A 24690-nucleotide genomic window follows, 5' to 3' on the forward strand; every position below is an offset into this window, starting at 1 on the left:
TTATTCGTCTGTAGCGAAAGAAAAATGATAATATTGCAAACGGAAAACAGAATGATAAAGAAAAGCAGTGAAATGAAGCATGGGTAAAAAGACTTTACCTCATGAAAAATCTAATCAGTTTTAAATAATAACTAATATGAAAAGAGTTGTCATTACAGGATTGGGCGCAGTGACACCCTTGGGAAATAATGTCGAAGACTTTTGGCACAACAGTATTAACGGAGCTAGCGGAGCAGGGTTAATCACTCATTTCGATTCAGAAAAATTTAAGGTACACTTCGCATGTGAGGTAAAAGGTTTTGATCCAAAACTGCATCTTACCCACAACGAAATCAAAAGAAGTGACCTTTTTACACAATATGCCATGTATGCTTCAGCTGAAGCAATACAGGATTCCGGTTTAGAGCTTGAAAATATGGATCCTTTCGATTCCGGAGTGATCTGGGGAACAGGACAAGGCGGAATGTGGACTTTTGAAAAGGAAGTGATGGATTTTGCACATGGTGATGGTACCCCACGTTTTAACCCGTTTTTTGTCCCTAAGTTTATTGCCAATATGGCTTCAGGAATGATCTCCATGAAATATGGCCTTCAGGGAATTAATTATACAACAGTTTCTGCCTGCGCAACAGGAAATACAGCATTGATGGATGCTTTTAATTATATCCGCCTTGGAAAAGCAAAAGTAATCATCAGTGGTGGTTCTGAAGCAGCTATTACTCCAGCTTCAATAGGTGGTTTCTCTATTATGAAAGCCATGTCTACCAGAAATGATGACTTTGCCACAGCCAGCCGTCCTTATGATGCGGAAAGAGATGGTTTTGTAATGGGTGAAGGTGCAGGGGCATTAGTTCTTGAAGAATACGAACATGCTGTAGCAAGAGGAGCGAAAATCTATGCTGAATTAGCCGGAGCAGCAATGACTGCCGATGCATACCATATGACGGCCCCTCATCCTGAAGGAGTGGGAGCGATCAAAGCAATGCAATTGGCTGTAAAAGAAGCAGGTATTAATATGGAAGACATTGACTATATTAATCCTCATGCCACTTCTACCCCATTGGGAGATTTAATTGAATTAAAAGCAATCAATAAAGCATTCAAAGGAAATAAAAAACTTGATATCAGTGCTACCAAATCAATGACCGGGCATTTATTAGGTGCTGCAGGAGCCGTTGAAGCAATCCTTTCTATTAAGGCTATTCAGAATGGTATCATTCCGCCAACCATCAATCTTCACAGTATTGATGAGAACATTCCTAATGATATTAATATTGTATTTGGAGAAGCTAAGGAAAAGAATATCAATTTTGCATTGAGTAATGCCTTTGGATTTGGCGGACATAATGCAACGGTTGTATTTAAGAAGTTCAGCTAATCCTGAAATAAAGATAAATTTTAATCCCCATGCTTTTTGCATAGGGATTTTTTATTTTATATAATTGAATACATTTCTAAGTATTTATTAATCCTAATCCAATATTTACATTTCTATCTGTATATATTATAACTTAGAAAATCTTTAAAAATTAATTATAATACGACTTCTTTTGTCGCCCTCAACCGATACTTTTGTTTTAGTAACATTTCTTGCAAGGATTTACAAAACAATTACTTAATCAAAAAAAAAAAAAATGATCTACAATTTAAATTTAGCAACAACAGAAGATTTCTTTTCATCCAATTATCCAAATGTGGATAGTTATCCGGATGTAATTACATTATTGGATAGTTTTACTTTTGAAACCGTAAACTATATCAAAGTAACTCATTGGCTTGATGGCACAGATATATCCACCAATGAACCTGAGCTTGTTGATGGAACTGTTTTCAGAAAAAAAGCACCCAATGTTTATTATGCCCGTGAATCAATTCTTAATAAAAAATCTCTAAATATAAAATGGTTCGGAGCAAAAGGAGATGGAGTTACAAATGATACCAATGCATTTAACAAAATCTCAGACTTTGTTTTTGAGCAAAGAAAAAGAAATGTCTCAATTTCTTCAATTTATATTCCCAATGGAAGATTCAAGATTACTGATACATTTTATATTCCTTTACGTGGTCATTTATATGGAGAAAGTTCACTTAATTCCATTATTATTGCTAATATAGATAAACCTTTATTAAGAGTTTTACAATCTAAAACGAACTTAAATGCCTTTCATGAACAAACAGGAAAAACAATAATTAGAGATCTATCGTTAGGAGGACGATATTTTGATGAAGAACCTGATGAGTTTAATGATAAAGCTGATGGCTTTAAACCTAACAAAACAGGAATACTGATTTCAAAAATGTTAAGAGTAGAACTTAATAACTTATTTATAAAAGGATTTGAAGGATATGGAATTTTGTATGATACCACTTATTATCAAACGTTGAGAAGTTGTTATTTTACAAATAATGCAATAGGTGTTGAAGCCCGTGACAGTACTACCATTTTATTTGATAATTGTGAATTTAGAAAAAATTCAAGAGGTATTCATTTTAAAGCTTGTTTTAGCAATTGGGTAAAGAATTGCATTTTCGAAGAAAACATTGCAAAATATCTAACCGCACCATCAATTAATAATCCTTTAAATTATCTTAATACCTCATCTTCAAGCATTTTTTTTGAAGGAGAAGCATGTAAGAACAATACAATTAGTGAGTGCTATTTTGAAGCAGATCTTCAGAATATCGTTTTCGATGATTTTGTTTCAGGGAATATTGTACGAGGATGCTTTTTTATTGGAGCTAGTCACTATCAAACAAAACCAGAGTTTCCACTATTCAGAGTCGCAGTATTTAAAGAATTTGCTTCCGAAAATTTATTTGAATCAAATACCTATTTGACAATAAATAATCAAATACCACCAATCAGATTCAAATTCTATCCACAGGCAAAAAATAATGTTTTCAAATTTTTACTTGAAGGGTATTTAGAAAGATTTATTCAGGATAATGATATAGATTTTCAAAACTCATACATTAACAATGGCCTTATATATAACATGCCCATTGCATTGGCGGATTCTGCCAATCAAAAATTTGAGAGAAATAAACGTAATCAAATCAGACCATATATTCAGGAAGCACCCAATAAAGTTTTTGTAAATGATATTCTTATTAGAAATGGAAGAGTTGGTTGTTGGAATGGAGCATATTGGTTAGAAAATGATGGGTCAATACTTGGTATCAAAAGATTTGGAAACACAAATGAAAAAGATCCTAATGGCTCAATAACAGGTATGGCTTATTATGATACTCAACTTAATAAACCTATTTTTAAGAAAAATAATTTAGCCGATTGGGTAGATGTAAATGGAAATCCAGTATAACATACATAAATTTTGTCGCTACGTTGTAATTAATCAACGACATTAATATATAAACCAGAGCAGAATTTTTGCTCTGGTTTTATTTTTCACTTTAAAAAATATCAATCTTTCATATTAAATGTATATCATAAAAAGCAGTCGTTCAGACTGCTTTTTTTTATGCTTTTAACCATTCTGAGGAGGAAAGGTAATTTTGATCGGGATAATAGATGAATAATAAATTTCTCCCTTTTATCGTATTGATCATTGATTGTGACAGCTCTCTCGGTACTGCGGGACACCCCCAGCTTCTTCCGATTCTTTTGTGTATCGTTGCAAATGCATCACTTACATAATCTGCCCCATGCATTACGATAGCTCTTTTATACGCTGCATCATTGAATCCTTTATCCATTCCCAATAATCTCAATGAGTATCCATTGTCTCCCTGATAAGTTGCATCTGTGATATAAAATCCCATGCTGCTCTGCCGCGAACTTTCCGTATTAGAAAAATTCGTAGCAAATTCTTCGCCTGTATTTTTACCGTGCGCAACCAATGAGTTGAACAATACTTTTTTGTCGTTAAGATCAATGATCCAAAGTCTTTTGGTATTGGAGGACATAGAAAAATCGCAAACAGTTAATAAATGCGACTCGCCAGTAAGTAATCCTGCTTTCTTTAAGTTTTCAAATCCTGTTAATGCTTTAGAGAACACTTCATAGTTCAGTTCATGTTCAGGATCAAATTCAATTGACTGGTATAAAGCTTCTGATGAAGATACGGCTACAGTAGCATTCTTCTCAGATTTCGTGTCAGTTACTCTTTCTGTCTTTTTTGTGGTGATATTTTCATCCTTTACCACCGCTCTTGGAGAAATGTAGAAAGAGGTCGTCACCATGTAAATAAGGCCTATTACGCCATAAAATCCTTTCATTCAATAATATATTAGTTCCAAATTAGTGGGGCAAAATTATAAAAACATCGCTATCAGCCACTTATAAGTCTACAAAGTTTAACTGAATTTAAGAAACTTTAACGGAGAAGCCCTCCATCTATCTGGTTATAAATATCTTCTATCCTTTTCCAATAACTCCTATTTATCTTATCATAAATGGGATAAAGACATTTGACAGCAAAAATATCCAGCTTATTTCTCGTTTCAATCCATTTCATAATATTTTTAACCAATACCAATTCGTCAAACCCTGCCCATTCTCCTGTAGGAATCAAAAGGTTTGAAAAGAAGACCGGAAACACTTCATATTGATCAATTTCTTTGATTTCTTCAAAAGTAAAAGGGTTTTCAAAAAAAGTTTCTGCCATATATTTGAAATCAGACTCCTGAAGCTCTGTATCAAGATATAGATCCGACAAAACAATCCAGATCCGTTTTCGCTTTTCTAAGTTCAGTCCTTTCATGGCAATGAAATACAACGATTTTATTTTTCTGAATCTGAAACAAATTCAAGGCTGATGGAATTCATGCAATACCTCAAACCGGTTGGCTTTGGGCCATCATCAAATACATGTCCCAAGTGAGAATCACACCTCTTACAAAGCACCTCTACTCTTTCCATTCCATAGGTCTGATCCCTTTTGTAATATACGCCCTCTTTGTCTGCTTCGAAGAAACTTGGCCATCCACAACTGCTGGCAAATTTTGAAGTAGAGCGGAATAAATGATTCCCACAAACAGCACAATAATAGTCTCCTATCTCATCAAATTCATTATATTTCCCTGTAAAAGCCCTTTCTGTAGCGGCTTCTCTTGAGATTGCGTAAAGATCCGGAGCTAAGATTTTTTTCCATTCTTCATTGGAGATATTCAGTTTTGTGGTATCGGTTCTTGAGTAATATGGATTGTTTTTTGCTTCTGTATTTTCCATAGAAGTAATTTTAATAGGTTGCTGTTTCTGCGTACATCCTTGCAGAACAATTAATATAAGAGCTGAAATTAAAAATTTCATCGTAAATTTTAACTTTTAAAGGATAAAAAAACTTTTATACGTTTTGTACTAAAAAGCTTTATTCACATTAAATGGTTTTCATAACCAAATTTAGTAAATTTGAGAATATGAATGACGAAGCAAAAAGAAAACAGCTAAGAAAATATAAGGCATTTGCTACAGGACTATTTGTTCTGATGGCCCTTATTTTCATTGTGACAACCATTATGCAGAAGTCTAATTCTTCCCATTGGATAGGATATGTACGCGCTTTTGCTGAAGCTGCCATGGTAGGTGCTTTGGCCGACTGGTTTGCAGTTACCGCCCTATTTCGTCATCCACTTGGGCTACCGATTCCTCACACCAACCTGATTGAAAACAGTAAGCAAAGATTGGGCGATAACCTCGGAAGCTTCGTAGTGAGTAATTTTCTTTCCCCTCAGAATATCCGCCCATACATTCAAAAAATCAAAGTTTCAGGTTTTGCCGGGGAATGGCTTGCCAAAGAAAAAAATCAGGATATTCTGATCCGAAACCTATCAGATATTGTGCTTGATATTCTCAATAAGCTTGATGATTCTACTGTGAGCCAATTCATCAGTAAAAAGGTTTCTGATATGACGGATGATATCAAACTTAACAAAGTAGTAGGCAACGGGATCCATTATATTTTGGAAAAAAATGACCATCAGCGGATTATCACCAATCTTTCAAAACAGATCAAAGAATATATTATTCAAAATGATGAAATGATTAAAGATCGGGTAAAGAAAGGAAGTTATACTTTCATCCCGTCTTTTGTTGATAATAAAATTGCGGATAAGATTGCAGACGGACTGTCTGTTTTTTTCAAAGAAATAGAAGAAAATCCGGAACATGAAGTAAGAGGTTTAATCACTCAAAAAATTCATGAATTTTCGGTTGACCTTAAAGAAGATCCAAAATGGGATGACGAATTTAAAACTATTAAAAAAGGACTCCTTAAAAATGATAAGCTTGATGAATACTCTAATGACATTTGGGTTTCCATCAAGAAAACATTAATGAAAGAACTTCAGGAGGACCATTCTGCCTTGAAAAATTATCTTTCTAAAAACCTGAACGAGTTTTCGCAAAATTTAAAAACTGATGAAAACCTTCAGAATAAAATTGATCATTGGGTTCGGGTAACAGCCTATAAATATATTCTGAAAAACACCCATCAGTTCGGAAACCTCATCAGTACCACTGTAGGAAACTGGCAGGGTAAGGAATTAAGCGAAAAAATGGAACTGGAAGTAGGAAAAGACCTTCAGTTCATCCGTGTGAATGGAACCCTGGTAGGTGGTTTGGTGGGATTGATTATCTATACCATTGCGCACTTTTTCCTCTAAAAACTAATCCCAACCATGAAAAAAACTTTTTCCCTATTCCTATTCTTTTCCCTAACCTTCTTTTTTTGTCAAAAGGTTGAATTAAAACAGATCACCGACTCTTCTCAGACCTTTAAGGGTGAAATAGCAGGAGTTCCCATTACTCTTCAGCTTCATTACAATGGTATTCCAGACTGCAACTTATACCAGCATTTTATAGACGGCTGGTATTATTACGATAAATATCAGAAGAAAATTCCTCTAACAGGGCTTTATGATTATGGTAAACTGTTATTATATAATTTTGGATCTAAGCATCAACACATTTCTAAACAGTTTAAAGAAAGGATCAACTCACCACAGGATGTAGAAAAAGCAGTGGAAATTGCGAAAACTTTTAGTCCGAAGGAAACCATTTTATTTGGACAGGACGAAACCCGTGAAAATCCTATTTCAGGAGGTTTTTATTTAGAAAATAAAGCTAAAGCTCAATCTGCCAAATTATTCACCGGTAATGATATGATCTATCGCTACAATAATTACCTGATTTTACCTGGTAATAAAAGAATCAACACCTTTGATTTTATTAATTTATATGGCGGAAATGAGCTGATTTCTTATGTTTCCGGAGAAAAAGGGAACAGGGTTTTACTGTATTTTGAACATTCATCAAACCTTAATGCCTGTGGAAGATGCGGTGCCAGTGAAGGTGAGAAAGGCTACAGGATTCTTTATTTTACCAAAGACTGGAACTATAAACGCTATGAAGAATTTCTTACCGAAAGCTGCATGGAAAACATTTATGACACCACCAAGACAAAATCAAGGGATGGTAAAACGATAATATATAAAGTCGGTAAATCAGATTCTTCTCCAGCTTATACACTCACTGTTGATATTAAAAATGCTACTGTAACAAAGTCAAAATAAAAGGGTTCTATTTGAACCCACTTAATCTATTTTTTTATTGCCACTAATGCATGAATTTTTATGAATGCTATTTGTTGTAAGCGTATATAAAAACATTAGTTTTAAAATTAAGCTAAACTATAGGCTATTTATTTTTTGTAAATGCGCAAATAAAAAATTTGTGCATTCGTGGCTAAAACAAAAAAGAGACCGGATGGTCTCTCTATATTTATCTTGGCAATCTGCTTGCTCTTTTTAAAATCTCTTTATTGATTTCGTTAATCAATTCCGGGCCTTCATAGATAAATCCGGTGTATAACTGAACCAGGCTTGCCCCGGCATCTAGCTTTTCGATAGCATCTTTTGCTGAGTGAATTCCTCCTACTCCAATGATTGGAAATGCTCTGTTGCTTTTATCTGAAAGGTATTTGATCATTTTTGTGCTTCTCTCACGAATAGGCTTTCCGCTTAATCCTCCGTTTCCTATTTGTTCCAAAACTTCAGGAGAGGTTTTCAATCCTTCCCTATTAACTGAGGTATTGGAAACAATTACTCCATCTATTTTAGTTTCTGCAATCAGTTCAACAATTTCATCCAGCTGAGCATTATTAAGATCCGGCGCAATTTTAAGTAATATTGGTTTCTGTACAGATTTTGACTGGTTGATTTTCTTTACTTCTGTAATCAGTTCACGAAGGTATTCCACATCTTCCAGTTTGGCGTGGCTTCCAACATTCGGGCAGCTTACATTGAGTACAAAATAATCTACATGGGGATGCAGGCCTTCGAAACAGTCCAGATAATCCTGAGTATAGTTTTCAGGCTTTGTATCTGTATTTTTTCCGATGTTTCCACCGATGATTATCTTTCCTTTGTTGGATTTCAGTTTTTCGATCGCAGCCTGAAGGCCATCATTGTTGAAGCCCATTCTGTTGATAATCCCTCCATCTTCAATAAGACGGAATAATCTTTTCTTAGGATTTCCAGCCTGAGCTCTTGGGGTTACCGTTCCGATTTCTACAAAACCGAAACCCAGGTCGCCCAATTCGTTGAACAAAACAGCATTTTTATCAAAACCGGCAGCGAGTCCTACAGGATTTTTAAATTTTAATCCGAAAACTTCTCTTTCCAGACGTTTGTCTTCAATAGGTTTGGGGAAAAATAATTTAGTAATAAATCCAAAATTCTTTAGCATCGAAAAAGTAAAGTGGTGTACTTCTTCGGGATCAAATTTGAAAAGAATCGGACGAATGAGCGATTTGTACATTGAAAAAAAGTTTTACAAAATTACTCATTTTAAAATTAATGGTTAATTAACCTGAGATATTTTATCAAAATGTTTTTTATCTATAGTATCTATAAGGAATACAACATTCGACAAGATGTTTTTTTAAGTTGTACTTCTAATATCCTTGTCAAGGTTTAAAACCTTGACAAGGATATTCCCCAGAAATTTTCCCTTTAATACAGAAGGCTTATTCAATAAAGTCTTTGGGTTTAGAGTATGAACTTAAATCAAATTTCAGAATATCCCCTACTCTTTTAAACTCTTCATCAATAGTAGCGTTCACAATTATTTTTTCGTTGGTGATTGGATGATTAAAAATCAATTGATGAGCATGAAGCGTCATTTTGTTGATATCAAATGTCTGAAGCCACAATTTATTTTGTTTATTGCACCCGTGTTTCCTACACCCTAAAATAGGATGAAGAATATGTTTAAAATGTTTTCTCAACTGATGAAATCTCCCTGTTTCAGGAATGGCTTCTACCAAACAATATCTAGAAGTCTGATGCTTTAAAAAGGGTAAATCTATTTCAGAAGTCTGCAAACGAGAATAGTAGGTAACTGCATTTTGCGTGACTTCATTTTCATTAACCAGGTCATAATCGATCGTTTCTTCTTCTTTTGTCCAGCCACGAAGAATTGCCAGATATTTCTTCTCCACTTCGCGTGATGCAAACTGTTCGCTCATTATTCTGAGTGTATCTTTATCTAAGGTAAACAACAAAACCCCCGAAGTTTTACGGTCTAAGCGATGTACAGGATAAACTTTTTGTCCAATCTGGTTTCTTAGCTCCTGAATAGCATAGGTATCAGCTTCTCCGGCATAAAAGGATTTATGAACCAGTAATCCGCTGGGTTTATTGATGGCAATAATATTCTCGTCACGATAAAGAATTTCTAACATGGTGCAAAAGTATAGATTTTCTACTGATTCTTGTCTCAGTGAGAAACCTTAAAGTTTTAACAGATAATTATTGTTTTAAATCTAATTTGTTTTGGCAACAGCCAGAGATCAATAGTCCTGATTGAGCGGCATGTCTGAGCTCTTTTCTCAGTTTCGGCGGCGGCTTTGCCGCCGCCGAAACTGAGAAAAATCGAGTAGCGAAAGCAGGTTCCCGGCTCATTATATATAATCACTATACTTCGAATAATTTTTTTATATTAGTATCAGGTATAACCTTAATTAAAAAAACGATGACAGATTATTTTGGCTTTTTTGTAAAATTGACTGTAATTTCTGTCATTATAGCAATCGCTACAATTATTTTTGTACCCTTTAAAAAATATAAAATAGCCAAAATATTATTGCTGATTTTTGCCGGTATTTTATTTATCATTGGTGCAGGAGGATGCTTTTTAATGACCATATCCAATGTAGGATCTTACAGGTATTAATATTTTCCCAATAAAAAACATTATTTTTGCACATCAGACATAAAAATTATGGCAAAGCAAGAAGATGTTTTCAAGAAAGTAATTTCTCACGCTAAAGAATATGGGTTTATTTTCCCTTCAAGTGAGATCTATGACGGTTTATCCGCTGTTTATGACTATGGGCAGAACGGAGCTGAACTTAAAAATAATATCAAACAATACTGGTGGAAAGCTATGGTACAGCTTAACGAAAATATTGTAGGTATTGATTCGGCGATCCTTATGCACCCAACGACATGGAAGGCATCAGGCCACGTAGATGCTTTCAACGATCCATTGATTGATAATAAGGACTCTAAAAAACGTTTCAGAGCAGACGTTTTGGTGGAAGATTATTGCGCTAAAATTGAAGATAAAGAGAAAAAAGAAATTGAAAAAGCAGCGAAAAGATTCGGAGATGCTTTTGATAAGGCTCAGTTTGAGGCTACCAATCCAAAAATTTTGGAGTACAGAGCAAAAAGAGAAGCTATTCTTTCAAGATTGGCAAAATCTCTGGAAAATGAAGACCTTGCTGATGTAAAAGCTTTGATTGAAGAGCTTGAAATTGCTGATCCTGACACCGGTTCTAAAAACTGGACGGAAGTAAGACAGTTCAACTTAATGTTTGGAACTAAGCTTGGAGCTTCTGCAGATAGTGCTATGGATCTTTATTTAAGACCGGAAACGGCTCAGGGTATCTTCGTTAACTTTTTAAATGTACAAAAGACTTCACGTCACAGACTTCCATTCGGTATTGCACAGATTGGTAAAGCGTTCAGAAATGAGATTGTTGCAAGACAGTTTATCTTCAGAATGCGTGAATTCGAACAGATGGAAATGCAGTTTTTTGTAGCTCCGGGTACAGAACTTGAATTCTACGAGCAGTGGAAACAAAAACGTCTGAACTGGCACTTAGCTTTAGGATTAGGGAATGATAATTACAGATTCCATGATCATGAAAAACTAGCGCACTATGCGAATGCTGCGGCTGATATTGAATTCAACTTCCCATTTGGTTTCAAAGAATTGGAAGGAATTCACTCCAGAACAGATTTTGACCTTAAGGCACACGAAAAATTCTCAGGAAGAAAACTTCAGTTCTTCGATCCTGAAAGAAATGAGAACTATGTTCCTTATGTAGTGGAAACTTCCGTAGGTTTAGACAGACTATTCCTTTCTATCTTCTCACACTGTTTAAAAGACGAAGTATTGGAAGACGGTTCAGAAAGAACGGTTTTATCTTTACCTCCTGCTTTAGCACCAATTAAAGCTGCTATTCTTCCATTGATGAAGAAAGATGGTTTAGCAGAATATGCGGAGAAGATTTTTAACGATCTGAAATATGATTTCAACTTATTCTATGAAGAAAAAGACGCGATCGGAAAACGTTACAGAAGACAGGATGCCATTGGTACTCCTTACTGTATTACGGTAGACCATGATTCATTAACCGATCATACCGTAACCATAAGAGACAGAGATACGATGCAGCAGGAAAGAGTTCCGGTTTCAGAATTGAGAAGAATCATTGATGAGAAGACCAACTTCAGAAATCTGCTTTCTAAAATATAGTCTAAAAGCCCTGAAAAATCAGGGCTTTTTTTATTTCCAAAAGTAGTACTGAACATATTTAAATAAATTATTATTTTAGCCGGACTTTAAACATTAAAATAATAATCATGAAAAAATTAATTATTTCATCGCTGGCAATAGCAATGATTGTAAGCTGCAGCTCATCTAATGACGAGACTCCAGATAATAACAACAACAATAATAACACTCCTTATCTTTTAAAAAAAGTTACCGAAACTACACAAGACGGGCAAGTCTATACCCTTGAATTCAAATAAAATGGTGATAAGATCACAGAATCTGTTAGTGCAACTGATAATCAAACTACACGCTATTATTATAATGGCGATGATATTGTAAAAACTGAAGAACTTGAAGGAGGAATAATAAGACAAGTAAGAGAGTTTACGTATTCTAACGGAAAATTAACTGCTGAAAAAATAACCCGAACAGATTACGGAACATTGGTTTACACAAAAAACTATCAATACATCACCAATACTCACGTTAAATTTAATGAGTATAAAGGCTCTACTTATAATCCGGCAACAGGAGTATATTCTGATTTTCAATTTGCAGAAGTGGATGCCTATCTGACCAATAATGGTAATGTAGCTTCCACAAGCCATACTTATAATGGAACCACCCATAATGTTACGAACACCTATGATAATGCCAATCATCCAATGAAAAATGTAAAGGGCTATGTAAAAATTGATTTGTTTTATCTAAATGATGGCGAACTGGCTTATAACAATTTAGTAAGCAGAAGTGAAAATTCTACAGGAACTATAGTTAGTACAAGAAAAACCACTGCAAATCATACTCTGAATAATGCAGCTTATCCTACTCAAAGTGCTATGACGTATACAGGAGGCTCATCCGGAACCAATACTCATATTTATAGTTACCAATACAATAAGTAATTTTTCAAATAAAAGCTCTGGTTTCAGGGCTTTTTATTTTTCTTCAACGTATTCTATAATTTATTATTTTAGTCCAAAATTCGACCATGAAAAAACTCACTTTATTGATGTTTGGACTGATCCAGACATTTGCCTTTTCTCAAACCCAGGATTTAACAACATTAGCAGCAGGAGACCATGTCGGAATGAATGCACTATTTGACGATAAGGATAATCTTTACGGCTATGTATCTATTTATTCTTATGGGAAATCCGGAGACAAAACCAAGAAATTCGAATACGTTATTCTAGATAAGAACCTCAACCCTGTTGCCAATAAAGAGTTTGAAGGTGACATTACCGCAGCATCCTATATGGGATATGTTGACTTTAAGGGACAAATCATCTTAAAACCATCCATGATGGATTATTCTCTGGTAAAAAGCAGAGAAGTTTTCACACCCGTTTCTATGGTTATTAATCCAAAGACCAATACCATTGCCAGAAAAGTATATTATGACTATCTCGAAGATGGAAGCTTCAAAGAGATCAATGAGCCTACAAGCTGGAAAGAACAAAGGAAAGACAACCGTAGTGAGAAAAAAGAAAAGGGTTACAATTATATTTCCGCAGTAGGAGAAACGAAAGAGGGCGGTTATTTTGCTGTAGAATATAAAGATTACGGGAAATATGTTAACAGTAACAGCCTGATGAAATTTGATGAAAATAAAAAAGAAGTATGGCGGTATCGATACAACACAGACGGTACCAAGAAAGTATATTCTACTTTAACTCCTCTGGAAAAAGATGAAAACTATATCTATTCTATCCTGAAAAAGGTAGATGATGATAAAAAAACATTCAGTCTTCTTGTCCTTGATATGAAAACAGGAAAACAGGTGGCCAATAATCCTATCACAGGAATTACTGATAAAACCATCGAATATATTGATACTTTTATCGCCAACTACAGCGGTATTGATAATGATAAAACTTTCGATGATAAAATCGTACTGACAGGAAGAAACTATGCATCCAACGATTATGACATTGGCTTCGCCAGATTGATGATCAATAAATCAGATTTCAGCGTGAATACAAAAACCCTTGATTATAAACCGGATTTTGTTCCCTATTTACCTAAAATTGACGGACACGGCTTTGTAGAAAGCGGATATTACCTCCTGACAAAAGATTTATATTTCATGAGTGACGGAAGTGTAGGTATCCTTTCTGAAAAATATAAACCTGCAGGCCAGTATAATGCTCCAAAAACAACAGATCTCGTATACCTGTATACAGATAAAGATTTTAAAATCAAAGACCTTAAAGTCCTGGAAAAAGAAAAAACAAAATGGGTTGTGAATAGCGACTATCTGTTTTCACAATATCTCAATGGTGGTAAAGACGTAGTTTTCTTTTACCGTGATTACCAAAAAGATGAAGTAACCAGACAAAAAAAATGGAATCTTTTCATCAATACAGTTATTGATGGAAAATTCAAGCAGGAGATTATTCCAATTTCTGAAAAGGACAACTATGAAGTCACTCCATACGTCGCCAAGGAAGGGTATATCCTTCTTCGTGAATATAATAAGAAAGATAAATACAATAAGATCCGTTTGGAAAAGCTGAACTATTAATCTACATGAAATAGTAAGCATCCTTTTGCTACAGTAATCTTACTTACAATAAAAGAAACCTATCTCAAAAAATGAGATAGGTTTCCTAATTTTTAAAACAAGGCAAAGAAATCACCCAGGTTTTATGTAAAAACATTATCCTTGACAAGGATAAAATCTATCCACCTGTAAATCAGTGAGAGATAAAATTCCAGCGTTATTTTGTTTTTGCAACCGTTTCAACAGACTGATAATACTCTGAAATATTTTTAATCTCATCCAGACTTAAGTTCCACATAAAATTCAGGAACTGCTGATAACTTTCGCTTTGATTTTTGGGTTCTACCCTATCCAGATAACGGTTCAGATTATAATTTTTCCGGGCTTCGTAAATTTTGGTAAAACATTTTCCCAACCATCCTTTATAATATTTTTCTTCTTCCCCATCCTGTAAAAACTGCATGGCTGTATAAATCCCCAGTCCATAATCTTCAGAGTGGAAAAAATTCGGAAGAATCTCCATCCTTGCTGTTTTTTTAAGCATTAGATAAGCTTCTGAAGGCTTTTCTGCCTCTACAGGGGTATTCAGCTCCGGAAAAGTTTTTTTAAGCTTTTCCAGCCTTTTAACCATTTCAGGGTGTGATGCCAAAGAATCCTTGTTCAGTTTTTCTTTATAAAAATTATAATTGTAAAGTGAAAAGTCTTCTTTTTTCATCCATTTATCTTTAAAAGCCTGTTTTGGAAGATCATAAAGCTTTTTGTAGGTCTCAATCTTAAGCTCTCTTGGCGAAACCGTATCAAATGTCTGAAGTTTCTGAAGACCGTTTATAAATTCATTTTTCTTAAAATCACTGTTTTTAAAAATAACATATCCCAGAGAATCTGCATGAATCTCCAGATTTCTTTTTTCAACGCTTTTTTTATAAATCCTGTTTTTAAGAATGTCAAACGCTTTTTCATTGCGTCCCTGGCTTCTGCGATCTGTAGTTTCTTTAATACTCTGTACCGTAGATTTATCCAATTTATTCTGTTCCACAATATTCAGGACAGATTTTAAAGTATGGTCTTCTATTTTATGCCCTAATTCATGGGAAATTACCCCGGCAACCTGAGCTTCATTATCCATCCAGTTATACAGCCCCATATTGATGACAAAAGTGCCGTCTGCAAGACAGTAAGCATTTGGAGTATTATCTCTTGCAATCAGAATTTTAAGATCCTGGGGAACTTTAGGATTATTTTTTCTGAGACGCTGTACCAGGGATTTAATTACAGCATCGAATTCAGATTTAAAAACAAAGTCTTTATTTCTTACCTGATTTTCAAAATCGGTCCCAAATTCTTTATAGATCTTAGACATTTCCGAACCTGTCCTTCCGGAATACTGAGACTTCAGCCCTTTGATCAAAGCTTCATTACCGGCTGTAAAATTTCTTAGAAAATCTTTCCGCTGAAGATAGTCTGCGGTATCTATCGTTTTATAAGTCTGAGCAATTCCCACTACTGACAGCAAGAAGCACATCAATACAATAAGTTTTCTGGTCATATTTTTCATCAATTAAACAAAAATAATGTATTTGATGATTCATTTTCAATTTTTCATCCAAATTATTCTAAATTTGTTAAAGACCGATTCACTAAAAAATGAGAATACTAAAGTACATGATAGGAGGAGCTGTAGCCGGAGCTGCAGCAGCTTACTTTTTGGGATATGATTATTTATTCAGTGGGATTTCCAAAACGTATCTTAAAGGAAAATCAAGTGCCTATATTGATGATGGAAATCTATTCCCCAGCAATCCTATTGCTACAGAATCTCCTATACGATGGGAAGAAGACCCTGAATACAATACCAAAGAACTACCTAAAGTTTTAGTTGATGATTTAAAACATTCTAAAACAGCCGCTTTTGTAGTGATCAGGAATGGTAAAATCCTTCATGAACAATATTGGGACGGATACAATCAGCTTTCACAGACCAATTCTTTCTCTATGGCAAAAGCGGTTACTGTTATGCTTTTGGGAAAGGCTCTCGAGGAAGGGATTATCAGCAATATTGATGAAAAACTTTCAGATTTTTATGCTGAATTTAAAGAAAAAACTTTCGGAAATGAAGTAACGCTTAAAAATCTGGCTCAAATGGAATCTGGTCTCGACTGGGATGAAAATTACAACAATCCGTTTCTTCCCAATGCCAGAGCCTATTATGGAAAAAGCTTAGTAAAAGCTGTATTCTCAAGGAAATTTAAAGAAAAACCAGGAGTCAGATTCGAATATCAAAGTGGAGCTACACAGCTTCTTGGTTTTGCTCTGAAAAAAGCATTGAAGAAGCCGCTAGCAAGTTATCTCTCTGAAAAATTCTGGATTCCTTTGGGAATGGAACAGGATGCGAAATGGAGCACAGACGATCACGGAATAGAAAAGACCTATTGCTGTATCCATTCTAATGCAAGGGACTTTGCCAAGCTTGGACAGCTGTTTCTGAATGATGGTAAATTTGGGGATAAGCAGATTCTTAACACAGATTTTATTAATCGAATGAGAATGCCTACAGAAAAATCTGAAAACATTTACGGAATGGGACTCTGGATTAATCATGACAACCCGATCAAACATTATTATTTTCTGGGACTTCAAGGTCAATATATCATTATGGTTCCGGAACATAATATGGTGATTGTAAAAACAGGAAGCTATTCTAATAATCCTAAAAATGATAGAGGAAGACCTGACCAGGTGAAGTTCCTTGTTAATGAAACCGTACAATTATTTCAATAAAAACATGGAAAAATACAGTCCAAAAATAGACTCCTATATTGAACAGTCTCAGGATTTTGCAAAGCCGATTCTGAATTATATTCGTGAAACCGTTCATGAATGCTGCCCTGATGCAGAAGAAACCATGAAGTGGAGTTTTCCACATTTTATATACAAAGGGAAAAATCTCTGTGCTATGGCTTCCTTCAAACAACACTGTACTTTCGGGTTCTGGCTGGAGAAGGAAATGAAAACCATTCAGGAAATTACGCAGAATATTGAAAAAAACGCTATGTTCAGCCTCGGTAAAATTACAAGAACTGAAGATCTTCCTTCAAAATCTCAGCTAAAAAAAGCCATCAAAGAAGCAATGGAACTTACGGATATGGGAGTTACCATGAAGAAAGCAGCGCCTTCCAAAACAGAAATAGAAATTCCTGATTATTTTCAATCTGCATTAAAAGCTCAGCCAAAAGCATGGGACGTTTTTGAAAAAGCCTCACCATCATTCAGAAAAGAATACATCACATGGATTGTAGATGCGAAAACAGAAGCAACCCGGAATAAAAGAATGGAACAGGCTTTAGAATGGATTGGAGAAGGAAAAGGGAGAAACTGGAAGTATGAGAGAAAGTAATGTTTAATATTATTTCAAAAATACCTGAACTCCATTAATAAATTCTGCATATGTTTTTATCGTTTCGGATTTCAATATTTTACCAGTTTTAAGATCTTCAATAATAAGATCGTAATTGTTGGTTTTTGGAAAATTAAATGTTGAAACATATATTAGTATATTTTCCTTTTGTAATCCTATAGCTGTAGTATCAGCATCCCAATAATCAACAATTTCATATCCTGAAAAATCTTCTCTGGATATTTTGTATAGCAGATTATTGATCTCAACAGTTTTATTTTTCATATAACAAAAATAAAACATCTAAAAAAGTATGCTTAATGAAATCTAAAATTCGCTTCTGGCAGTGTATTTTTTTTCAGGAAAGCCTCATATTCAGGAGATAACTGGGCACGGCCAAAAGTATTCTCACCACTCATGCTTCCTAGCCGGACTTTATCTTTTCCATATTTCCGGTTCATGGCATCCATTGCCTTCATCACAGGAAGATGCTGATTCTGTATATCTTCTTCGAAAAGGCTGATCTGTCTTTGATCTTCGGGAACAAAATCATTTACCATCACTCCTGCCCTCTTGTAATGAAACCCATTCCTGTAAATGGCTTCAAAAAGTTCATTGACAACTCGTCCTATCAATATGGATGAATTGGTTGGGTTGGGAAGAATTTGAGTCATGGCATTTTTATACTCAGGAAGATCTTTCCTGAACCGGTTGGTCTGTACGAAGACCGTTATCATTTTACAACAGGTATTCTGCCGGCGTAATCTTTCCGAACAATACATTCCAAAAGTTTCTACCCGCTCCCGGACTGCTTCTTTATCGGTAAGCATTTCCATAAAACTTCGGGTAACCGCAATGGATTTCTTTGGTGATGGAGCATCCAGTTCCAGCTGACGGATTCCTCTTAGTTCATGAATCATTCTTACTCCATGAATTCCCATCATCTTCCGAACCCACATTTCGGGTTTCTGAAGAAGATCCCAGGCTTTATAAACACCACTGTCATTCATTTTGGCAGCCAACTTTCTTCCTATCCCCCAAACATCACCTATATTCAGCCATTTCAGCGCTTTTTCTATTTTTTCAGGAGTATCCATAATATAAACCCCATTAAACTGCTCCGGAAAATCCTTTACAATTCTATTGGCTACTTTACATAAGGTTTTACTGGGCGCAATTCCTATGCTTACAGGAATGTTTTCTTTCTCCTGAATTTCAGTTTTGATTTTAGAACAATATTCGTGGATATCAATATATTTAAAGCCTGTAAGATCAAGAAAGAGTTCATCTATACTATAGATTTCATAATCCAGAACATAAGAACGGGCAATATTTATTACCTGCTGACTTTTGTAATTATACAGCTCAAATTTGGCAGAAAAACTTTTTACATCATACTGTTTAAAAAGATCTTTGTATTTAAATGCAGGTGCTGCCATAGGAATTCCCAGATCTTTCGCTTCCTTGCTTCGGGACACCACACAGCCATCGTTGTTGGAAAGAACCACAACGGGCTTGCCTTCAAGGTCAGGATCCAGAGTCCTTTCACAGGAAACAAAAAAGTTATTGCAATCTACCAGCGCATACATGATGATCGTGAATTATCTATACAAAATTATTATTTTTCAAGAATAAAATCACTTTTTAATCAGGAATTAACATCACATTTAACACATTGAAAAACAAATGAATATTATTTTTTAATGCGACATGTTTTGTCGTATTAACGTACTAATTTTGTTTTCCAAAAACATTTTATTTCATAACCCTGAAAACTTTACCTCATCTTTATCAAATCATCCTTAAACGCTCTTCTTCCAAATCGATCTGATATAGCTGATGACGGATAATTTCTTCATTCATCGAAATATCTTTATTGAGCTCTGAAAGAAATTTTCTTTGACTTTCCAACATTTCAAAGAGAACAGCCTTTACTTTTTCATCCATCCAATCTGTATTGTTGGTTTGATTTTTCTCTTCCCAATGTTTCAAAATCCGTTCTATCCCTGCATGGCTATTAAGTTCGCTTTCATGCTTGGTTTTAAGAAAATGATAAGTATGCTGTTTAAGCTTCTGCTTGACTTCTTTCCTTACATCTTCTTCTTTTTCTTCATCTACAAAATCATCAAATACATGTCCGTACTTAATAAAATAAGGCAATGTAAGCCCCTGCACTAAAAGAGTAAGTAAAATAACTACAAAAGTGATGAACAGAATAAGATTTCGATTGGGAAAAGGGCTTCCATTCTCAAGCGTAATAGGAATTGCTAATGCAGCAGCTAATGATACAACTCCCCTCATCCCCGTCCACCCCAGTAAAAGGGGCATCATTAGGCGCCTTCTGACAGAAGGGATTCTGGGGGCAACAGCTGGCCGAAAAATTATTGTTGCAATCATCGCAGCATATGCACTGATAATCCTTGCAGCAATGAGAATACCCGTCACCAGAAACCCATACTGAATAGCAGTTCCCAGAGGAATTCCTTCTGAACGTAATCCCCCCACAATCTCAGGAAGCTCCAGCCCAATGATAAGAAATACAATTCCATTCAGAATAAATACAAAACTTTCCCAGACACTATAACCTCTGATACGGCTGGTGCTATTTAGAAAAGTCATTCGCTGATTCGACATATATAATCCGCCACATACTATCGCCAATACACCGGAGCAATGAAACTGTTCTGCGATCCAGTACATCAGATAAGGTTCAATAAGTGTAAGTGCAATATCCGATGAAGCATCAGTAGGAAGGTGTTTATGTGCCTTTACAAAGATCCAGGCAAGCAACAGGCCTATTCCAGCCCCACCAAGGACCATCCATAAAAAATCCAACGAAGCTTCCTGCCATACAAACTGCCCGGTCCCCACAGCAATTAGGGCGAAACGGAAAATAATCAGTGATGAAGCATCATTAAGCAAACTTTCACCTTCCAGAATCGCAGAGGTGGTTGTGGGTACTTTAACAAACTTCATCACAGCTCCTGTACTTACTGCATCAGGAGGAGAAACTATTCCTCCCAATAGAAACCCTAAGGCAATCGTAAATCCAGGAATAAAATAATTAGCGGTTACAGCAACCGCCAGTGCAGTAAAAAAGACCACCAGAAAGGCGAAACTTCCAATAATGCGCCACCATCGCCTCATTTCTTTAAAGGAAATAGACCATGCGGCCTCAAACAGTAAAGGAGGTAAAAAAATAAAAAAGATAAGGTCAGGATTTATCTTTACTACTGGTAACCCGGGTATAAAGCTAACAAGAAGCCCAAATACCACCAACACGATCGGATAGGCAATTTTTAATTTGGTAGCCCACATATTCAATAGTACAATGGCTGCGATCATCGCAAGGAAGAAAGGTAAAATCGTATGCATTTAGTATTGTGTTTTTTATCAATTCATATTTACCACTTCTATTTGGTTTTTAAAAGCTAAAAATTATTTTTTTATCAATTTTCTGCTTGAATCCCGCTTAATAAATTTTAAAATTCAATCCAGATACGTCAAGTTTCGTCGCTTTGCGACTATATATTTGTTTCCTAACAGTATAAACTATGGATAAGGTAACATTAGAAAGAATTCAGAAACTTCACCCATTGGTAAGAGATGAAGTAAAGCTGATTATTAAGGAATGTGATGAAGTACTCACAGGCAGAGCTAAGGTAAGAATCACACAAGGATTAAGGTCTTTTGAAGAGCAGGAAAAGCTATATGCCATCGGGAGAATTACTTCCGGTAAAAAGGTAACAAATGCCAAGGCGGGACAGAGTATTCACAACTATGGTCTTGCTGTTGATATATGCCTTATTATTGACGGAAAAACAGCCAGTTGGGATACAGTAAAAGACTGGGATAATGACAAAGTAGCAGATTGGTACGAATGTGTAAAAATTTTCGCCAAACACGGCTGGGATTGGGGCGGAAACTGGAAAACATTTAAGGACCTTCCTCACTTCGAAAAAAAGACAATTCCATCGAAGAAAGGATCTGTAAAAACCAGTTGGAGAAAGCTTTTGAAGATGCCGAGAGATCAACAAAATTATGTTGTTTTTTAATCCTTTTTATTTGAAATTAATTAAAACACGTCAAGTTCTGTCGCTTCTCCGTCCTACCTTTGTTTTACAAAGAACCGCTAAAAGCAACATGATCTGACTATGGAATTCAAACATTTTTTCTGACTAAAAGCTATTGATTCCACCAGATTATATTGCAATGTGTCCTTTAAAAAAACAATTAACAATATAACATGAAAAAGACAACCATTCTTTCTTTGGACGGAGGCGGAATAAGGGGAATTATCACCTGTATTATTCTGCGTTACATAGAAGAACAGCTTCAGTATTATGATAAGCCGGGTGCCAAACTTGGAGATTATTTTGATCTGGTGGCAGGCAGCAGTACAGGAGGGCTGATTGCTTCTATTATTCTATGTCCTGATGAAGTCCGTAAAGCAAAGTATTCCATCCAAAAAGGATTGGAACTGTATGCTGAAAAGGGCGGTGATATCTTCCAGGTTTCCTTTTGGGAAAAGCTAATTAATCCATTTGGATTATTGAATGAAAGGATTTCTCAGGAAGCCCTTGAGAAAAACCTCAATGACTTTTTTGGAAATTTAGAATTAAAGGAATTGATAAAACCATGTTTAATAACAAGTTATGATATAGAAAACAGAAGAGCCAAGCTTTTCAATTCATGTGAAGCTCATCTCAGCACAGATAATTTTTATGTAAAAGACGTCTGTAGAGCCACTTCTGCAGCCCCTACCTATTTCAGCCCTGTACAGATCAAATCAATGTACGGTCAGATCTTCAGCCTGATTGACGGTGGCATGTTTGCGAATAATCCCGCTTTATGTGCTTATGCAGAAGCCCGAAAAATACCTTTTGCGGAAGTTTTAAAGAATCATCAGAAAGCCAATCATCCCGGAGTAAATGATATGATCATTATCTCCATCGGAACCGGAATTGAAGCGAGACCGTATTCTTTTAATAAACTGGAAAAGGCAGGAAAAATAGGCTGGGTAAACCCAATCATTGACATTTTAATGTCTGCCAATGCAGAAACTGTGGATTATCAGCTTTCTCAAATGTTTCAGACATTAGGACTGAGAAATCAGAAAAATTATTACCGTCTGAATCCATCACTGAAAAATGCTTCTCCGGCAATGGATAATGTAAGGCGGTCTAATATTGAAAATCTGATACAGGCCGGATTAAGCTATATTGATGATAACAGAGAAACCCTGAACCAGATCGTTCAGAAACTCATCAAAAATAAAATATAAGCTTTTAACCTTATAATCTCCCAATATAAGCTCTGAAAATTATATTTCGAAAATTAAAAATCATTTTTTAAACACGTCAAGTTTTGTCGCTTTGCCCCACTACCTTTGGAATATCAAAAGACACAAGACAACTATCAACAAAAACTTAAAAACGCCTTTGAATTCATCATTCACCTATGCTGAACAGCCAAAAGTATGTTCAGAATACAAACAACACCCAATCACAACACAAAACATGGAAACACCTAATCACAATACAGATATACTCTTCGATGAAGACCTCTACACCGTGGAATGGAGTGACATCGAAAATGCAGAGATAGACTATGAAAACTATCTCAACGACATTGAAAATTTCTTTAGGGAAGATTTTGAAGAAGACATTCTTGAAGAAGATGTCTTATAAATAAAAACTTTAAAACATGACAAGTTCTGATGCTGTCCACCATTACCTTTGATATCCTTATCATACACAGTCTCATTAAACATTTCCAACACCTTTGAATTCACCATTCACAAAATGTTGGGCAGCCAGAACGATGTCTGAAAATATATTACAGTGGAAATTTGGCCTGCGACCACTAAAAACAGGGCCAAAGATTCTGAAGTGATCTTATAAAGCTTCAAACCAATCACCATCTTTTATATTTTATAAGCCACAGTATTTCTGTGGCTTATTATTTTTCTTAACTTCCAACAAAAAACAAGTATTAATTGTGCATAAGATTTGCCCTAAAGATTTTTTATCTGATAGGAAATAATTTTTAATCATCTTAGTAATATGAAATATTTTGGATTTATAAGAGAACATGACGATTACCCTATCTCAGAGCGCATTCACGAATTAATTTCCAGCACAGCTTCTATAGATAATAATAAAGATAAAGTATTGCCCTATTTACAAAGGGAAATTATGGCAGTTCCTTTAATGGGATGTGTTGAAAATGCAAAAGATCCTTTATTTGGAACGGACAATATTATAATGATGAAAGTTTTATCACATATAATATGATCTATACAGATGGAATATGGCTATGGCCACAATACATCATTGAATATATAAAAAAATATCCCCATATAAAGCTTAACCCTGAATTGGTAAAACATGTTTTAAGCTATAAGAGGGCCCTTCATATAACTGAAGAAGAATCTCTAAAAATTGAGCAAAACTTTTTACAGGAGTTTTGGAAATAGCACAGATTATGATGACTATAGAATATTTGAAGAAGCTCCAGGCAACACCTAAAATCGGAATCTGGAAAATAAGAGGTGTATCGGAAAATGAGATAAAAAAAGTGGAAAAAAAGTTCAATATACAGTTTCCATTGGCTTATTCTGAATTTCTTTTCTTAGCCGGTGAATCATGTGGAGCATTGCCTATAATGGATACTGCTGATCTCGAAACTATTTCTTCAGACTGGCACTATGAAATCATGCAGGAGGAAATCAGGGAAACAGGGTTACATCATACACTAACACGTCCTTTTTGGCTCTTTGCAGAAAGCAATGGATGTGAGCAATTTTATTTTTTTTATTTAGATGAAGGAAATAATCCAACCGTGTATCTGGCAGACTACTCGATAACTGATGATAATAAAAAAGATATTAAATCTTTAAAGGTAAACTTCAGTACTTTTATTGAAAAAAAGATAGATACTGCCTTTAAAAGATTAAAAGAGGAAAGCTAAAAATAATTGACA

25 protein-coding genes are annotated in these 24690 nt (G+C 35.1%); 16 read left to right on the plus strand and 9 right to left on the minus strand.

What is annotated here, in order from left to right; translation table 11 throughout:
• Positions 1 to 136 precede the first annotated feature (136 nt).
• Together fabF and DRF65_RS01370 are read left to right on the plus strand one after the other, a co-directional pair.
• Complete coding sequence (gene fabF / locus DRF65_RS01365; protein WP_115968232.1) at positions 137 to 1378, plus strand: beta-ketoacyl-ACP synthase II; 1242 nt, start codon at positions 137 to 139, stop codon at positions 1376 to 1378.
• Between the two features lie 256 nt (positions 1379 to 1634).
• Positions 1635 to 3323 (plus strand): right-handed parallel beta-helix repeat-containing protein, encoded by a 1689-nt coding sequence (locus DRF65_RS01370; RefSeq protein WP_115968234.1) that lies wholly within the window; start codon positions 1635 to 1637, stop codon positions 3321 to 3323.
• A gap of 157 nt (positions 3324 to 3480) precedes the next feature.
• On the opposite strand, the gene DRF65_RS01375 is transcribed toward DRF65_RS01370, so the two are convergent.
• From DRF65_RS01375 to msrB, 3 genes are all read right to left on the minus strand, one after another.
• Entirely contained in the window at positions 3481 to 4239 is a 759-nt protein-coding gene (locus DRF65_RS01375; RefSeq protein ID WP_115968235.1) for a murein L,D-transpeptidase catalytic domain family protein, read from the minus strand.
• A gap of 98 nt (positions 4240 to 4337) precedes the next feature.
• The gene (locus DRF65_RS01380) at positions 4338 to 4724 is read right to left on the minus strand and encodes a DUF7079 family protein (protein WP_115968237.1); all 387 of its coding nucleotides are present in this window, start codon (positions 4722 to 4724) and stop codon (positions 4338 to 4340) included.
• A 20-nt stretch (positions 4725 to 4744) separates the two neighbouring features.
• Positions 4745 to 5272: a peptide-methionine (R)-S-oxide reductase MsrB gene (msrB, locus tag DRF65_RS01385; protein WP_115968239.1), complete on the minus strand. Its 528-nt coding sequence runs from the start codon at positions 5270 to 5272 to the stop codon at positions 4745 to 4747.
• Positions 5273 to 5379: 107 nt separating this feature from the next.
• On the opposite strand from msrB, the gene DRF65_RS01390 reads away from it, so the two are divergent.
• Positions 5380 to 6624 (plus strand): DUF445 domain-containing protein, encoded by a 1245-nt coding sequence (locus DRF65_RS01390; protein WP_115968651.1) that lies wholly within the window; start codon positions 5380 to 5382, stop codon positions 6622 to 6624.
• A gap of 15 nt (positions 6625 to 6639) precedes the next feature.
• Positions 6640 to 7533, plus strand: coding sequence for a hypothetical protein (locus DRF65_RS01395; RefSeq protein ID WP_115968241.1), 894 nt, complete (start codon positions 6640 to 6642; stop codon positions 7531 to 7533).
• A gap of 208 nt (positions 7534 to 7741) precedes the next feature.
• On the opposite strand, the gene DRF65_RS01400 is transcribed toward DRF65_RS01395, so the two are convergent.
• Entirely contained in the window at positions 7742 to 8779 is a 1038-nt protein-coding gene (locus DRF65_RS01400) for a quinone-dependent dihydroorotate dehydrogenase (protein ID WP_115968243.1), read from the minus strand.
• Positions 8780 to 8987: 208 nt separating this feature from the next.
• Positions 8988 to 9704 carry a pseudouridine synthase gene (locus tag DRF65_RS01405; protein WP_115968244.1) on the minus strand — a complete coding sequence of 239 codons (717 nt, stop codon included), beginning with the start codon at positions 9702 to 9704 and terminating at the stop codon, positions 8988 to 8990.
• 290 nt (positions 9705 to 9994) lie between these two features.
• On the opposite strand from DRF65_RS01405, the gene DRF65_RS01410 reads away from it, so the two are divergent.
• The 5 genes from DRF65_RS01410 to DRF65_RS01425 all read left to right on the plus strand — a co-directional run bounded on the left by DRF65_RS01410 (position 9995) and on the right by DRF65_RS01425 (position 14333).
• Positions 9995 to 10195, plus strand: a complete 201-nt coding sequence (locus tag DRF65_RS01410; protein ID WP_115968246.1) for a hypothetical protein — start codon at positions 9995 to 9997, stop codon at positions 10193 to 10195.
• Positions 10196 to 10243: 48 nt separating this feature from the next.
• Positions 10244 to 11785, plus strand: coding sequence for a glycine--tRNA ligase (locus DRF65_RS01415; RefSeq protein ID WP_115968248.1), 1542 nt, complete (start codon positions 10244 to 10246; stop codon positions 11783 to 11785).
• 107 nt (positions 11786 to 11892) lie between these two features.
• Positions 11893 to 12063 (plus strand): hypothetical protein, encoded by a 171-nt coding sequence (locus DRF65_RS28350; RefSeq protein WP_165852154.1) that lies wholly within the window; start codon positions 11893 to 11895, stop codon positions 12061 to 12063.
• Between the two features lie 186 nt (positions 12064 to 12249).
• A complete protein-coding gene (locus DRF65_RS01420) occupies positions 12250 to 12711 on the plus strand; it encodes a hypothetical protein (protein ID WP_115968250.1) in 462 nt (153 codons plus the stop codon).
• Positions 12712 to 12797: 86 nt separating this feature from the next.
• The gene (locus DRF65_RS01425) at positions 12798 to 14333 is read left to right on the plus strand and encodes a hypothetical protein (protein WP_115968252.1); all 1536 of its coding nucleotides are present in this window, start codon (positions 12798 to 12800) and stop codon (positions 14331 to 14333) included.
• A 196-nt stretch (positions 14334 to 14529) separates the two neighbouring features.
• Here DRF65_RS01425 and DRF65_RS01430 read toward each other — a convergent pair whose 3' ends face one another.
• Entirely contained in the window at positions 14530 to 15858 is a 1329-nt protein-coding gene (locus DRF65_RS01430) for a M48 family metalloprotease (protein ID WP_228438441.1), read from the minus strand.
• Between the two features lie 98 nt (positions 15859 to 15956).
• On the opposite strand from DRF65_RS01430, the gene DRF65_RS01435 reads away from it, so the two are divergent.
• Both DRF65_RS01435 and DRF65_RS01440 read left to right on the plus strand, forming a co-directional pair.
• Positions 15957 to 17090: a serine hydrolase domain-containing protein gene (locus tag DRF65_RS01435; RefSeq protein WP_115968256.1), complete on the plus strand. Its 1134-nt coding sequence runs from the start codon at positions 15957 to 15959 to the stop codon at positions 17088 to 17090.
• Positions 17091 to 17094: 4 nt separating this feature from the next.
• On the plus strand, positions 17095 to 17706 hold the full coding sequence (locus DRF65_RS01440) for a YdeI/OmpD-associated family protein (RefSeq protein ID WP_115968653.1): 612 nt from the start codon (positions 17095 to 17097) through the stop codon (positions 17704 to 17706).
• A 9-nt stretch (positions 17707 to 17715) separates the two neighbouring features.
• Here DRF65_RS01440 and DRF65_RS01445 read toward each other — a convergent pair whose 3' ends face one another.
• The 3 genes from DRF65_RS01445 to DRF65_RS01455 form a co-directional block, all read right to left on the minus strand.
• Entirely contained in the window at positions 17716 to 17991 is a 276-nt protein-coding gene (locus DRF65_RS01445) for a hypothetical protein (protein ID WP_115968257.1), read from the minus strand.
• 32 nt (positions 17992 to 18023) lie between these two features.
• On the minus strand, positions 18024 to 19295 hold the full coding sequence (locus tag DRF65_RS01450) for a Y-family DNA polymerase (RefSeq protein WP_115968259.1): 1272 nt from the start codon (positions 19293 to 19295) through the stop codon (positions 18024 to 18026).
• A 202-nt stretch (positions 19296 to 19497) separates the two neighbouring features.
• On the minus strand, positions 19498 to 21081 hold the full coding sequence (locus DRF65_RS01455) for a Na+/H+ antiporter (protein WP_115968260.1): 1584 nt from the start codon (positions 21079 to 21081) through the stop codon (positions 19498 to 19500).
• 179 nt (positions 21082 to 21260) lie between these two features.
• On the opposite strand from DRF65_RS01455, the gene DRF65_RS01460 reads away from it, so the two are divergent.
• The 5 genes from DRF65_RS01460 (at position 21261) to DRF65_RS01485 (ending at position 24678) form a co-directional block, all read left to right on the plus strand.
• Complete coding sequence (locus tag DRF65_RS01460) at positions 21261 to 21761, plus strand: M15 family metallopeptidase (protein WP_115968262.1); 501 nt, start codon at positions 21261 to 21263, stop codon at positions 21759 to 21761.
• 191 nt (positions 21762 to 21952) lie between these two features.
• Positions 21953 to 22990, plus strand: coding sequence for a patatin-like phospholipase family protein (locus tag DRF65_RS01465; protein WP_115968263.1), 1038 nt, complete (start codon positions 21953 to 21955; stop codon positions 22988 to 22990).
• Between the two features lie 157 nt (positions 22991 to 23147).
• Positions 23148 to 23396 (plus strand): hypothetical protein, encoded by a 249-nt coding sequence (locus DRF65_RS01470; RefSeq protein ID WP_123947253.1) that lies wholly within the window; start codon positions 23148 to 23150, stop codon positions 23394 to 23396.
• Positions 23397 to 23771: 375 nt separating this feature from the next.
• Positions 23772 to 24002, plus strand: a complete 231-nt coding sequence (locus tag DRF65_RS01475) for a hypothetical protein (protein ID WP_115968267.1) — start codon at positions 23772 to 23774, stop codon at positions 24000 to 24002.
• A 190-nt stretch (positions 24003 to 24192) separates the two neighbouring features.
• Positions 24193 to 24678, plus strand: a complete 486-nt coding sequence (locus tag DRF65_RS01485; protein ID WP_115968270.1) for an SMI1/KNR4 family protein — start codon at positions 24193 to 24195, stop codon at positions 24676 to 24678.
• The last annotated feature ends 12 nt before the right edge of the window (positions 24679 to 24690 follow it).

It is taken from the genome of Chryseobacterium pennae, from assembly GCF_003385515.1.
GTDB lineage: Bacteria > Bacteroidota > Bacteroidia > Flavobacteriales > Weeksellaceae > Chryseobacterium > Chryseobacterium pennae.